Origin of the sequence: Streptomyces sp. NPDC101165, from assembly GCF_044768135.1 — a bacterium.
In the GTDB taxonomy this organism is placed as follows: Bacteria; Actinomycetota; Actinomycetes; order Streptomycetales; family Streptomycetaceae; genus Streptomyces.
On record NZ_JBIWPG010000017.1, the window covers coordinates 132,083 to 144,595 of the forward strand.

Consider the following 12,513-nt stretch of genomic DNA (forward strand, 5'->3'; position numbering starts at 1 on the left):
CCCCCAGGGAGCAGACGAACGTCAGCCCTCGCTGACGCCCAGCTTCTCCAGGATCAGTTCCTTGACGCGGGCCGCGTCGGCCTGCCCCCGGGTCGCCTTCATGACCGCGCCGACCAGGGCACCGGCCGCGGCCACCTTGCCACCGCGGATCTTGTCCGCGATGCCCGGGTTGCCGGCGATGGCCTCGTCGACGGCCGTGCCCAGGGCCGAGTCGTCGGAAACCACCTTGAGGCCGCGCTTGTCGACGACCTCGTCCGGGGTGCCCTCGCCCGCGAGGACGCCCTCGATGACCTGGCGGGCCAGCTTGTCGTTCAGGTCGCCGGAGCTGACCAGCTCGGTGACCCGGGCGACCTGCGCCGGCGTGATGGCCAGCTCGTCCAGCGACGTGCCCGACTCGTTGGCGCTGCGCGCCAGTTCGCCCATCCACCACTTGCGGGCGGAGGCCGCGTCGGCACCGGCGTCGATCGTGGCGACGATCGGGTCCAGCGCGCCGGCGTTCAGGATCGCCTGCATGTCGGTGGCCGAGATGCCCCACTCCGCGAGCAGGCGGGTGCGGCGGGCCAGCGGCATCTCCGGCAGTGCGGTGCGGATCTCCTCGACCCACTCGCGGGAGGGCGCCACCGGGACGAGGTCGGGCTCCGGGAAGTACCGGTAGTCCTCGGCCTCCTCCTTCACGCGGCCCGAGGTCGTCGACCCGGTGTCCTCGTGGAAGTGGCGGGTCTCCTGGATGATCGTGCCGCCGGAGGAGAGCACGGCCGCGTGGCGCATGATCTCGAACCGGGCCGCACGCTCCACGGAGCGCAGCGAGTTGACGTTCTTCGTCTCGGAGCGCGTGCCGAACTTCTCGTTGCCCTTGGGCATCAGCGAGAGGTTGACGTCGCAGCGCATCTGGCCCATCTCCATGCGGGCCTCGGAGACGCCGAGGGCACGGATGACCTCGCGCAGCTCACGGACGTACGCCTTCGCCACCTCGGGGGCACGGTCGCCGGCGCCGACGATCGGCTTGGTGACGATCTCGATGAGCGGGATGCCCGCGCGGTTGTAGTCGAGGAGGGAGTGCTGCGCGCCGTGGATACGGCCCGTGGCACCACCGACGTGCGTCGACTTGCCGGTGTCCTCCTCCATGTGGGCGCGCTCGATCTCCACGCGGAAGGTCTCGCCGTCCTCCAGCTGCACGTCGAGGTAGCCGTTGAAGGCGATGGGCTCGTCGTACTGGGAGGTCTGGAAGTTCTTCGGCATGTCCGGATAGAAGTAGTTCTTCCGGGCGAAGCGGCACCACTCGGCGATCTCGCAGTGGAGCGCGAGACCGATCTTGATCGCGGACTCGACGCCGGTCGCGTTGACGACCGGGAGCGCGCCGGGCAGGCCGAGGCAGGTCGGGCAGGTCTGCGAGTTGGGCTCGGCGCCCAGCTCGGTCGAACACCCGCAGAACATCTTGGTCTTGGTGCCGAGTTCGACATGGACCTCAAGGCCCATGACGGGGTCGTACGACGCCAGCGCGTCCTCGTACGACACCAGGTCGGTCGTGGTGGTCACGGTGAAAACTTCCCTCTCAGCCCAGCAGGACGTCGTCGTCGCCCAGCCGCTTCAGCTCGCGGTAGAGGATGGCGAGGCCGGTGACGATCGCGACGGCGGACACGGTGGCGTCGATCAGCCGCAGCGTGTCGTGCTCGGCGCGCGCCTTCTTGATCTGCTTGGCCACACCGAACGCGCCGAACGCGGTCCCGGCCATCGACAGGTACGTGCCGGACTTCGACTTCTTGAAGCCCTTGGCCTTGTTCAGTGCACTCACAGCGACGGAGCCTCCTCGAGCAGCGGATGCCCCCACTTTTCCACGAAGGCGGCCTCTACGGCGGCGCCGACCTTGTAAAGGCGGTCGTCCTTCAGCGCCGGGGCGATGATCTGCAGGCCCACCGGGAGGTTGTCCTCCGGGGCGAGGCCGCAGGGCAGCGACATGGCCGCGTTGCCCGCCAGGTTGGTCGGGATGGTGCACAGGTCGGCCAGGTACATCGCCATCGGGTCGTCGGCGCGCTCGCCGATCGCGAAGGCGGTGGTCGGCGTCGTCGGGGAGACGATCACGTCGACCTGCTCGAAGGCCTTCTCGAAGTCCCGCGTGATGAGCGTGCGGACCTTCTGCGCGGAGCCGTAGTAGGCGTCGTAGTAACCGCTCGACAGCGCGTAGGTGCCGAGCATGATGCGGCGCTTGACCTCGGGGCCGAAGCCCGCCTCACGGGTGAGGGAGGTGACCTCCTCGGCCGAGTGGCCGCCGTCGTCGCCGGTCCGCAGGCCGTAGCGCAGGCCGTCGAAGCGGGCGAGGTTGGAGGAGCACTCGGACGGGGCGATGAGGTAGTACGCCGACAGCGCGAGGTCGAAGGACGGGCAGTCCAGCTCGACGATCTCGGCGCCCAGCTCCTTGAGCAGCGCGACCGACTCGTCGAAGCGCTGGATGACGCCGGCCTGGTAGCCCTCGCCGCGGAACTGCTTGACCACGCCGACCCGCATGCCCTCGACGCTGCCGTTGCGGGCGGCCTCGACCACCGGCGGGACGGGGGCGTCGATGGAGGTGGAGTCGAGCGGGTCGTGCCCGGCGATGACCTCGTGCAGGAGGGCCGCGTCCAGGACCGTACGAGCGCAGGGACCGCCCTGGTCGAGGGAGGACGAGAAGGCCACCATGCCGAAGCGGGAGACCGCGCCGTACGTCGGCTTCACGCCGACCGTGCCGGTGACGGCGGCCGGCTGGCGGATGGAGCCGCCGGTGTCGGTGCCGATGGCGAGGGGCGCCTGGAAGGAGGCGAGTGCGGCGGAGGAACCGCCACCGGAGCCGCCGGGGATCTTGGTGAGGTCCCAGGGGTTGCCGGTCGGGCCGTAGGCGCTGTTCTCGGTGGAGGACCCCATGGCGAACTCGTCCATGTTGGTCTTGCCGAGGATGACGACGTCGGCGGCCTTCAGCCGCTTGGTCAGCGTCGCGTCGTACGGCGGGATCCAGCCCTCGAGGATCTTCGAGCCGACGGTCGTCGGCACGCCCTCGGTGGTGAAGATGTCCTTGAGCGCGAGCGGGACGCCGGCCAGCGGGCCGAGCTTCTCGCCGCGGGCCCGCTTCCCGTCGACGGCGCGGGCCTGCGCGAGCGCGCCCTCACGGTCGACGTGCAGGAAGGCGTGGACCTTCTCGTCCACGGCCTCGATGCGGGCCAGGTGGGCCTCGGCGACCTCGACGGCCGTCAGCTCGCCCGAGGCGATCTTCTCGGCGGTCTCGGCGGCCGTGAGCTTGATGATGTCCGTCATGGTCAGTCCTCCCCCAGGATCTGCGGCACCTTGAAACGCTGCTGCTCCTGGGCCGGGGCGCCGGAGAGCGCCTGCTCGGGGGTGAGCGAGGGACGGACCTCGTCCGACCGCATGACGTTCGTCAGCGGGAGCGGGTGCGAGGTCGGCGGTACGTCTTGGTCGGCGACCTCGCTGACGCGGGCGACCGCGCCGATGATGTCGTCGAGCTGGCCTGCGAAGTGGTCGAGTTCTTCGGGCTTCAGCTCCAGACGCGCCAGCCGGGCGAGGTGGGCGACCTCCTCGCGCGTGATGCCAGGCATGCAGCGATCCTCTGGGGTGAGTGTGTGTGGTTAGGGCCCAATCCTATGGGGCGGGCCCCGGTGCCCGTGAAACGGTTTGCCGGGGCCCCTCCGTCAGCACTCCGTCAGCGCTCCGTCAGCGCCGCCTCGTGTCCCAGATCTCACTCCTCAAGAAGTGGTTGTCGTACAGCTCCTGCACGTCCAGGAGGCTCTCCGGGGGGACCTCGCCGAGGCCGATGCGCTGCAGGTGGCGGAAGTACTCGAAGCGCTCGACGCCCGGGGTGAGGACGATGAGCAGGTCGGCGTCGGCGCCGGGCACGGCGGCGAAGGCGTGCGGCTTGCCGGGCGGGACGACGACGAGGTCGCCCGGGCCGGCGGTGACGACGTCCTCGCCGGAGAGGATGTCGGCGGCGCCGTCCAGCAGGAAGAACATCTCGGCGGAGTTGTCGTGCCAGTGCGGCTTGGCGCCGTCGGCGCCCGCCGTGAGGGTGACGCGCTGGGTGGACAGCGCGCCGCCGGTCCGGCTGCTGTCGGCCAGCAGGCGCACGGTGGTGGGCGCGCGGCCGACGACCTCGGCCTCGGCCTCTCGGACGATCACGGACTCGTCGAACTTCGGAACGAACAGCGACATCTCGAAACCCCCTGGTGACGGTGGTGCCGTGGTCAGACGAGGAAGAGCAGCGCGGCGCTGATCAGTACAACGACCGCGGTGGCGAAGTGGATCCCGAAGGCGACGGCCTTCGTGCCGCCGTTGCGCAGGACTATCAGCGTGTCGCCGAGCGGGACAAGGGCCACGCAGACCATGAACCAGGCCTCGGCCTGCGCGCCGACGAAGGCCAGCAGCGCCAGGCCCAGCAGGCCGAAGGTGCCGTCCTTCAGACCCTTGACCGTGAGGTAGGCGCCGGCGTCGCCTTCCGGCCGGGCGGGCACGCCGTAGCCGGTCGCGGCGGAGGCGGGCTGGAACAGGAAGCGGTATCCGAGGAACACGCAGAACAGGTCGAGCACGACGGCCAGGGTGTACGCGGTGACGGTCACGTCTCTTCTCCTCGCTAGCAACGCTAGGGACAAGAGCGAAGCTAGCAGAGCGTCGACAGAAACGCTAGCGGTGCTAGAATTGCGGCCATGACGATCCAGACGCGCCGGGAGCGCGAACGAGCGGAACGTGAGCGGCTGATCGTGACGGCCGCACGGGAGCTGGCGGAGGCGGAGGGCTGGGACGCGGTGACCACGCGTCGACTGGCCGCCGAGATCGAGTACAGCCAGCCGGTCCTCTACAGCCACTTCAAGGGCAAGAGCGCGATCATGGCGGCGGTCGTGGTGCAGGGCTGCGCGGAACTGGCGGCCGAGCTGGCCTCGGCGCGCGCCGAGGTGCAGGGCGCGCGGGAGTCACTGGCGGCGGTGGCGGAGACGTACACGTCCTTCGCGCGGCGCCGGCCAGCCCTCTACGACGCCATGTTCACCCACCTCGTGGACCTGCCGTTCGCCACCGAGGAGGCACCGGAGCCGCTGCGGGCGGCGTTCGGCGAGCTGTTCTCCGTCGTGCAGCCGATCGCGGTCGAGGGCGACGACCCCGGCCTGCTGACGGAGACGTTCTGGGCGGGGCTGCACGGGCTGGTGACGCTGATGCGCAGTGGTCGGCTGCCGGAGGAGGCGCACGAAAGGCGGTTGGCCTTGCTGATCGGCCACTTCGCGGGCGACTGAGGACCTTCAGCCGCCGACGGCGATCGGCCCCACGGGAGACGGCACCCGTACGACCGAGCTGAAACGGGCGGGTGGGAGAAGTAGTTATTCGGCGGCCGGAAGCGCGGCGCGCGGCCGCTGCCACCCGCGAGACCCACGCGCCCGCAGCCAGGCCGTCGTCTCGTCCGGAGGCATCGCCGCGGCGACCAGCCATCCCTGCACCGCGTCACACCCGAGATCCCGCAGCCGCTCCCAGGTCTCGTCGTCCTCCACGCCCTCGGCGACGACCAGCAGCCCCAGCGAGTGCGCCAGGTCGACCGTGCAGCGCACGATCTCCGCGTCCTCGGTGTCCACGGCCAGCCGGGCCACGAAGGACCGGTCGATCTTCAGCTCGCTCACCGGCAGCCGCCGCAGGTGCACCAGCGAGGAGTACCCGGTGCCGAAGTCGTCCAGGGACATCTTCACGCCGTGCCCGGTGAGCCCGGCGAGGGTGTCGGCGGCCCGCTGCGGGTCCTCCAGCAGCACGTGCTCGGTTATCTCCAGCTGGAGCGCTCCCGCGGGGACTCCGTGCCGGGCCAGCCGGGCGGCGACGGAGCCCGCGAAGCCTGGCGTGTGGACGTCGCGCGGCGAGACGTTCACGGCCACCGGCACCCGCAGCCCCTGGGCCCGCCACCGGGCGACCTGCGCGAGCGCGGTCTCCAGCACGTACTCCGTCAGATGGGGCATCAGCCCCGAGGACTCGGCTATCGCTATGAACTCGTCCGGCGGAACCTTCCCGCGCTCGGGATGCACCCACCGCACCAGCGCCTCCAGGCCGGCGACCTGTCCGTCGAAGCGGACCTTCGGCTGGTAGTGCAACTGCACCTCGTGCGCGTCGAGCGCCCGGCGCAGATCGCCCAGCAGGCCCAGCCGGTCCGGGGTGTTGGAGTCCCGCTTGGACTCGTAGACCTCGACGCCCGTACGGTCCCGCTTCGCCTGGTACATCGCCACGTCCGCCCGCCGCAGCAGCCCCTCGGCGTCCAGCGCGTGGTCCGGGAAGACGGCGACGCCGGCGCTGGCCTCCAGGACGAGGGTGAGCCCGTCGAGGTCGAGCGGGGAGCTGAGGGCGGCGACGAGGCCGCGGGCGACCCGCGTGGCGGACGTGGTGGAGTCGGCGACCGGCAGTAAGACGGCGAACTCGTCACCGCCGAGCCGGGCCGCCTCCGCGCCGCGCGGAAGGGCGATCCGCAGCCGGTCGGCTATCTGCAGCAGCAGCCGGTCACCGGCGAGATGACCGAGGGTGTCGTTCACCGACCGGAAACGATCGAGGTCGATCAGCATGAGGGCGGTGCGGGCGCCGATGCGCTCGGCGTCGTCGAGGGCGGTCCAGATCCGCTCCAGCAGCCACTGCCGGTTGGGCAGCCCGGTCAGCGGGTCGCGGAGTTGCTCCTCGGCGCGGGCCCGGGCCATCCACAGCGTCGAGTCGAGGGCTATCAGCGGGATGGCGAACAGTGGGAGCAGGATCGGCTGGGCGTCGGCGACCACGCACACCAGCGGGGCGATGCCGAGCAGCGCGACGGCGACCAGACCCTGCCTGACCAGGGCGGTACGGGCGACGGTGGGCAGTCCGCCGCCGCGCGGTGCGTGCAGGTACCACAGCAGGCCGCGGCTGACGAGGAGATAGGCGGCGGCGGCGAGCACCACCTCGGGCACGGTGGTGATGCTCCAGTTGTCGGGGCTCCAGGGATCCTCGACCGTCGGTACGCGCCCGAAGGAGCCGAGCACCAGGGCGCCGGCGCTGATCCCGAGGATGTCCACCGCGCCGTGCAGCACACCCTGCCGCCAGCGGTTCCGCCTGGCTATGCCGACCAGGACCACGACGGTGAGGCTGACCATCCCGGCGGGCACCCAGCCGTACAGCAGCAGGACGGCCAGGGTGAGGGCCGCGCCGGAGCCCGTGCCGCCCCACCAGCGGGCGCGGCCGAGCATGACGAGGTGGCCGACGATGGTGCCGGTGAGCACGGCCAGCGACCAGCCGAGCGTGCCGCCCGGGAAGAGGGCGTGGTTGCCGCTGAAGGCGCGGTAGAAGCCCGCGCCCAGGGCGAATCCGGCGGCCGCCACGAGGCCCGCGGGCAACGCGGGCCAGGACAGATGCCGTTCGGGGTCGGTGCCGGGCAGCACGGGGGCGGCCTCGATGGCCAGCGGGATCGGTGTGTGTGCCTCGGACGCGGTGCCCGGTCCGGCCGGGCGCGGCCGCGTGCCCGTGCGCTCGGCGCCCCACCCGGTCCACCGGATCCCCCGCCATGCGACCGCACGGCGGCGCAGACGCAGCCATGAGTCCGGGGCGGCGCTCTCGGTCGGTTCCATTCCCGTCCCTCTCACAGCCGGCGGTGCCCACGCCACGCGGCCCGATGCCCGACAACCATCAGCGGCTCCGCGTCGAAGAAACCTTCCCCGTGCCCTTCGCGGGCAGGGGGATGCCCCAGCCGCAGCTGGGCACGGCAGGCGCACACCTCAACAGTAGGCCGCGGAAGGCTTCCTCGGGCAGCGGTCGTCGACGGTTGCCCGAATGCGCCCGGGCCACCCGTATGCAACTGATATGCGCCGAACGGGTGGCCTTCAACCGCTACTCCTCGGTCGGAAGTGCGACTTCCGTCGCTGCCTCGGGGCCCTGCTCCAACAGGACGCCGAAACCGTCCTCGTTCAGAACCGGAACCTTGAGCTGCATGGCCTTGTCGTACTTCGATCCCGGGTTGTCGCCCACCACGACGAACGAGGTCTTCTTCGAAACCGAACCGGTCACCTTCGCACCGCGGCTCTGCAGCGCCTCCTTGGCGCCGTCCCGGGTGAAGTTCTCCAGCGTGCCGGTCACGACGACGGTGAGACCCTCCAGCGGGCGCGGCCCCTCGTCCTCGCCGGACGACTCCTCCTCCAGCGGGACTCCGGCCGCCTTCCACTTGCGGACGATCTCGCGGTGCCAGTCCTCGGCGAACCACTCCTTGAGGGCGGCGGCGATGATGGGACCGACGCCGTCGGTGGTGGCCAGCTCCTCCTCGGTGGCCTGCTCGATGCGGTCGACGGAGCGGAACTCTCGCGCGAGGGCCTGCGCCGCCACCGGGCCGACGTGCCGGATCGACAGGCCGTTCAGGAAGCGGGCGAGCGGGCGGGCCTTGGCCGCCTCGATGTTCTCCAGCAGCGCGAGGGTGTTCTTCTTCGGCTCGCCCTTCTGGTTGGCGAAGACCGTGACGACCTTCTCCTCGCCCGTCTTGGGATCCCGCTTGGGCAGGCCGCTGTCCGGGTCGAGGACGTAGGCCTTGATGGGCAGCAGCTTCTCCACCGTCAGGTCGAACAGGTCGCCCTCGTCCACCAGTGGCGGGTCGGCCGGCTCCAGCGGGCGGGTCAGCGCGGCGGCGGCCACCGCGCCGAAGTTCTCGATGTCCAGGCACTCACGGCCCGCGAGGTAGGAGACGCGCTCGCGCAACTGGGCCGGGCAGGTACGTGCGTTGGGGCAGCGGAGGTCGATGTCGCCCTCCTTCATGGGCCGCAGCGGCGTCCCGCACTCGGGGCACTCGCTCGGCATCACGAACTCCCGCTCGGCGCCGTCCCGCAGGTCGACCACCGGGCCGAGGATCTCCGGGATGACGTCACCGGCCTTGCGGATCACCACGGTGTCGCCGATGAGCACGCCCTTGGCCTTGACGACCTCCTGGTTGTGCAGGGTGGCGAACTCGACCTCGCTGCCCGCGACCGTGACCGGCTCGACCTGGGCGTACGGCGTGACGCGGCCGGTGCGGCCGACGCCCACCTTGATGTCGATGAGCTTGGTGTTGACCTCTTCCGGCGCGTACTTGTAGGCGATCGCCCAGCGCGGGGCCCGGGCGGTGGAGCCGAGTCGGCCCTGGAGCCGGATCTCGTCCAGCTTGACGACGGCGCCGTCGATCTCGTGCTCCACGGAGTGGCGGTTCTCGCCGTCGTAGTGGGCGATGAACTCCCGTACGCCGTCGAGGTCGTCGACCACCCGGTTGTGCGTGGAGGTGGGCAGGCCCCAGGTCTTCAGCAGGTCGTAGGCCTGGGAGAGACGGGTCATGCCCGTGAAGCCCTCCAGGGCGCCGATGCCGTGGACGACCATGTGCAGCGGGCGGGTGGCGGTGACCCGCGGGTCCTTCTGGCGCAGCGAACCGGCGGCGGCGTTGCGGGGGTTGGCGAAGGGCTTGTCGCCGGCCGCGACCAGCCGGGCGTTCAGCTCCTCGAACTTCTCCATCGGGAAGTAGACCTCGCCGCGGATCTCCACGAGATCGGGGACGTCGTCGCCCTGGAGGCGGTCCGGGATCTCCGCGATCGTGCGGACGTTCGGGGTGATGTCCTCGCCGGTGCGGCCGTCGCCGCGGGTGGCGGCGCGCGTGAGACGGCCGTGCTCGTAGGTGAGGTTGACGGCGAGGCCGTCCACCTTCAGCTCGCACAGGAAGTGGTACTCCTGGTCGCCCAGCTCCCTGGCGATGCGGTCGGCCCAGGCGGCCAGCTCCTCGTCGTTGAAGGTGTTGTCCAGGGAGAGCATCCGCTGGCGGTGCTCGACCGCCGTGAACTCCGTCTCGTACGACCCCGCGACCTTCTGGGTCGGCGAGTCCGGCGTGCGCAGCTCCGGGTACTGCTCCTCCAGCGCCTCGAGCGTCTTGAGGAGCTGGTCGAACTCCGCGTCGCTGATGACGGGAGCGTCCTTCACGTAGTACCGGAAGCGGTGCTCCTCGACCTGCTCCGCGAGCAGGGCGTGCTTCTCGCGGGCCTCGGCGGGCACCGCCGTCGTCTCCGCTTGCTTGTCGCCGGCCACCGTGTGGTCCTCCCGTTACTCTGGGTTGTCCGCGAGTGATCTCGCCGCCCGGACGCAGTGGGCGAGCACCTGGCGCGCGTAGGCGGGGGAAGCGCCCGCAAGACCGCACGCCGGGGTGACCGTGACCGCCTCCGCGAGCAACCCCGGATGCAGCCCCAGCCTGCGCCACAACGACCTGACACCCCTGACGCTACCGGCAGGGTCTGACAATGGGCCGTCCGTGCCCGGGGCGACACCGGCGAACAGCCGCGTGCCGCCTTCCACGGCCTCGCCGATGGCGTCGTCGTCACGTTCGGTGAGGAGCGAGAAGTCGAAGGAGAGCGCGGCGGCTCCGGCCCGGCGCAGCAGGGCGAACGGGACGTCGGGCGCGCAGGAGTGGATCACGACGGGTCCGCCGTCGTGCACCCCGATCACGTCCCGCAGGGTGGCCTCCACGACCTGCCGGTCCACGGCCCGGTGCGTGCGGTAGCCGCTGGCGGTGCGGACCTGTCCGCGCAGTACGGCGGTGAGGGAGGGCTCGTCGAGCTGGAGGACGAGCCGGGCACCCGGAACACGGCGGTGCATCTCGGCGAGGTGCAGCCGCAGGCCCTCCGCCAGTGAGCCGGCGAGGTCGCGGCAGGCGCCGGGGTCGGACAGGGCGGACTCGCCGTTCCTCAGCTCCAGGGCGGCGGCCAGCGTCCACGGTCCGACCGCCTGCACCTTGAGGTCGCCCTCGTAGCCTTGGGTGAACTCCTCCAGGGCGTCGAGGTCCTCGCCCAGCCAGGACCGGGCCCGCTTGGTGTCGCGGCCCGGCCGGTCGCCGATCCGCCAACCGCTGGGCTCCACGCGCGCGTACAGCTCGACGAGCATGCCCGCGGTCCGCCCGATCATGTCGGCGCCGGGGCCGCGTGCGGGCAGCTCGGGCAGATACGGAAAGTCCTCGAAGCTGCCGGTGACGGTCTTGGCGGCCTCCCGGGCGTCCCCGCCGGGCATGGACCCGACACCGGTGGCGGAACTGAAGGTGAAATGGCTGGTCTCGCTCACCCCGGAAGCGTATGCCGTACGACGCACCACGGGGCTCCGCCCCCTGGCCCCCCGGCCTGTGCCCAGCCACCACCCGACCCGGTGGGCCGAGAAGTGGCCGCAGCATTCGGCTCGGTCGGCCGGGAAGTGAGCGCAGGGGCGGTGGGGCGAGGTCCTCCCGCCGTCACCCCGCTTTCACCGCCCCGGGCGCACCGTCAGGTCGTTGACCTCCGCGTCCCTCGGGAGGTCCAGGGCCATCAGGATCGTCGTCGCGACCGACTCGGGGTCGATCCACCGGGCGGGGTCGTAGTCCTTGCCCTCCTGCTGGTGGACCTTGGCCTGCATGGGGCTGGCCGTGCGGCCGGGGTAGACGGAGGTGACGCGGACGCCGTTGCCGTGCTCCTCGTGGCGCAGGGAGTCGGCCAGGGCCTTCAGACCGTGCTTGGAGGCGGCGTACGCGGACCAGCCGGCGTGGGCGTTGAGGCCGGCACCGGAGTTGACGAAGATCACATGGCCGCGGGCGGCGCGGAGCTGAGGCAGGAAGTGCCGGGTCAGCTCGGCCGGGGCGACCAGGTTGACGTTGAGCTGGTGGCGCCAGGTCTTGGGGGTCAGCTCACCGACCTCGCCGAGGTCCACGACTCCGGCGATGTGCAGCAGCGAGTCGACCCGGTCCGGGAGCGTCTGGTGGGAGAACGCCCAGGAGAGCTTGTCCGGGTCGGCCAGGTCGCCCACCAGGGTGCGCGCCCCGGGGTACTCGGCGGCCAGCTCCTTCGCGCGGCCCGCGTCGCGCGCGTGCAGGACGATTTCGTCCCCGCGCGCGTGCAGACGGCGGGCGACGGCCGCGCCGATGCCGGAACCGGCCCCGGTGATCACATGTGTAGCCATGCCCGCCATGCTCGCATCATCGGGAGCGCAAAGACTCTTCCAGGTAGGCCAGTGCGGCGGCCGGCTCCTCGGCGAAGAAGACCAGCTCGGACAGCGGGCGGGGCAGGAAACCCTCGTCCTCCATGCGGCGGAACTGCTCCTGGAGGCCGTCGTAGAAGCCGGCGGTGTTCAGCAGCACCACCGGCTTCTGCGTGCGGCCGTGCTTCTTCAGCTCCAGGATCTCGGTGGCCTCGTCGAGCGTTCCGGTGCCGCCCACCATGATCGCCACGGCGTCGGCCTTGTCCAGGAGCAGCTTCTTGCGTTCGGCGAGGTCGGCGGCGATGACCATCTCGTCCGCGCCCGGCCGCACCTTCGCCGCGAGGAACTCCACGGAGACGCCCAGCAGCCTGCCGCCCGCCTCGTGCACCCCGTCGGCGACCACCTTCATCAGACCGACGTTGGAGCCGCCCCAGACCAGGGTGTGCCCGCCCTTGCCGAGCAGTTCCGCGAAGTCGCGCGCGGGGCGCGTGTAGCGCTCGTCGAGGTCGGCGGCGGAGAGGAAGACGCAGATGTTCATGTCCCCCACCGTACGTGGGAAGAAGT

12 protein-coding genes are annotated in these 12,513 nt (G+C 71.2%); 1 reads left to right on the forward strand and 11 read right to left on the reverse strand.

Annotated features, from left to right (window positions below; all coding sequences use genetic code 11):
• Positions 1-21: 21 nt before the first annotated feature.
• The 6 genes from gatB to ACIRVH_RS32340 form a co-directional block, all read right to left on the reverse strand.
• Complete coding sequence (gene gatB / locus ACIRVH_RS32315; RefSeq protein WP_403960532.1) at positions 22-1,536, reverse strand: Asp-tRNA(Asn)/Glu-tRNA(Gln) amidotransferase subunit GatB; 1,515 nt, start codon at positions 1,534-1,536, stop codon at positions 22-24.
• A 16-nt stretch (positions 1,537-1,552) separates the two neighbouring features.
• Entirely contained in the window at positions 1,553-1,792 is a 240-nt protein-coding gene (locus ACIRVH_RS32320) for a hypothetical protein (RefSeq protein WP_020942391.1), read from the reverse strand.
• Complete coding sequence (gene gatA, locus ACIRVH_RS32325) at positions 1,789-3,282, reverse strand: Asp-tRNA(Asn)/Glu-tRNA(Gln) amidotransferase subunit GatA (protein WP_403960535.1); 1,494 nt, start codon at positions 3,280-3,282, stop codon at positions 1,789-1,791. The genes ACIRVH_RS32320 and gatA overlap by 4 nt, the downstream gene beginning before the upstream one ends.
• A gap of 2 nt (positions 3,283-3,284) precedes the next feature.
• Complete coding sequence (gatC, locus tag ACIRVH_RS32330) at positions 3,285-3,581, reverse strand: Asp-tRNA(Asn)/Glu-tRNA(Gln) amidotransferase subunit GatC (RefSeq protein ID WP_189305928.1); 297 nt, start codon at positions 3,579-3,581, stop codon at positions 3,285-3,287.
• A 115-nt stretch (positions 3,582-3,696) separates the two neighbouring features.
• Positions 3,697-4,191, reverse strand: a complete 495-nt coding sequence (locus ACIRVH_RS32335) for a cupin domain-containing protein (RefSeq protein WP_403960538.1) — start codon at positions 4,189-4,191, stop codon at positions 3,697-3,699.
• A 32-nt stretch (positions 4,192-4,223) separates the two neighbouring features.
• A complete protein-coding gene (locus ACIRVH_RS32340; RefSeq protein WP_403960541.1) occupies positions 4,224-4,595 on the reverse strand; it encodes a DUF4267 domain-containing protein in 372 nt (123 codons plus the stop codon).
• A gap of 87 nt (positions 4,596-4,682) precedes the next feature.
• On the opposite strand from ACIRVH_RS32340, the gene ACIRVH_RS32345 reads away from it, so the two are divergent.
• Entirely contained in the window at positions 4,683-5,261 is a 579-nt protein-coding gene (locus ACIRVH_RS32345) for a TetR/AcrR family transcriptional regulator (RefSeq protein ID WP_403960544.1), read from the forward strand.
• Between the two features lie 84 nt (positions 5,262-5,345).
• Here ACIRVH_RS32345 and ACIRVH_RS32350 read toward each other — a convergent pair whose 3' ends face one another.
• The 5 genes from ACIRVH_RS32350 to ACIRVH_RS32370 form a co-directional block, all read right to left on the reverse strand.
• Positions 5,346-7,586 carry a putative bifunctional diguanylate cyclase/phosphodiesterase gene (locus ACIRVH_RS32350; RefSeq protein WP_403960547.1) on the reverse strand — a complete coding sequence of 747 codons (2,241 nt, stop codon included), beginning with the start codon at positions 7,584-7,586 and terminating at the stop codon, positions 5,346-5,348.
• Between the two features lie 259 nt (positions 7,587-7,845).
• Positions 7,846-10,044 (reverse strand): NAD-dependent DNA ligase LigA, encoded by a 2,199-nt coding sequence (ligA, locus tag ACIRVH_RS32355; protein WP_403960549.1) that lies wholly within the window; start codon positions 10,042-10,044, stop codon positions 7,846-7,848.
• A 15-nt stretch (positions 10,045-10,059) separates the two neighbouring features.
• Positions 10,060-11,067, reverse strand: a complete 1,008-nt coding sequence (locus ACIRVH_RS32360) for a methionine synthase (RefSeq protein ID WP_403960552.1) — start codon at positions 11,065-11,067, stop codon at positions 10,060-10,062.
• Positions 11,068-11,241: 174 nt separating this feature from the next.
• Positions 11,242-11,931, reverse strand: coding sequence for an SDR family oxidoreductase (locus ACIRVH_RS32365; protein WP_403960555.1), 690 nt, complete (start codon positions 11,929-11,931; stop codon positions 11,242-11,244).
• Between the two features lie 16 nt (positions 11,932-11,947).
• Positions 11,948-12,487, reverse strand: coding sequence for a TIGR00730 family Rossman fold protein (locus ACIRVH_RS32370; protein WP_403960557.1), 540 nt, complete (start codon positions 12,485-12,487; stop codon positions 11,948-11,950).
• Between the last annotated feature and the right edge of the window lie 26 nt (positions 12,488-12,513).

Excerpts from the sequence above, each read along its gene's own strand:
- ACIRVH_RS32350 (WP_403960547.1), bottom strand. The coding sequence starts at position 7,586 with ATGGAACCGACCGAGAGCGCCGCCCCGGACTCATGGCTGCGTCTGCGC.
- ACIRVH_RS32370 (WP_403960557.1), bottom strand. The coding sequence starts at position 12,487 with ATGAACATCTGCGTCTTCCTCTCCGCCGCCGACCTCGACGAGCGCTAC.
- ACIRVH_RS32345 (WP_403960544.1), top strand. The coding sequence starts at position 4,683 with ATGACGATCCAGACGCGCCGGGAGCGCGAACGAGCGGAACGTGAGCGG.
- gatC (WP_189305928.1), bottom strand. The coding sequence starts at position 3,581 with ATGCCTGGCATCACGCGCGAGGAGGTCGCCCACCTCGCCCGGCTGGCG.
- ACIRVH_RS32335 (WP_403960538.1), bottom strand. The coding sequence starts at position 4,191 with ATGTCGCTGTTCGTTCCGAAGTTCGACGAGTCCGTGATCGTCCGAGAG.
- gatA (WP_403960535.1), bottom strand. The coding sequence starts at position 3,282 with ATGACGGACATCATCAAGCTCACGGCCGCCGAGACCGCCGAGAAGATC.
- ACIRVH_RS32365 (WP_403960555.1), bottom strand. The coding sequence starts at position 11,931 with ATGGCTACACATGTGATCACCGGGGCCGGTTCCGGCATCGGCGCGGCC.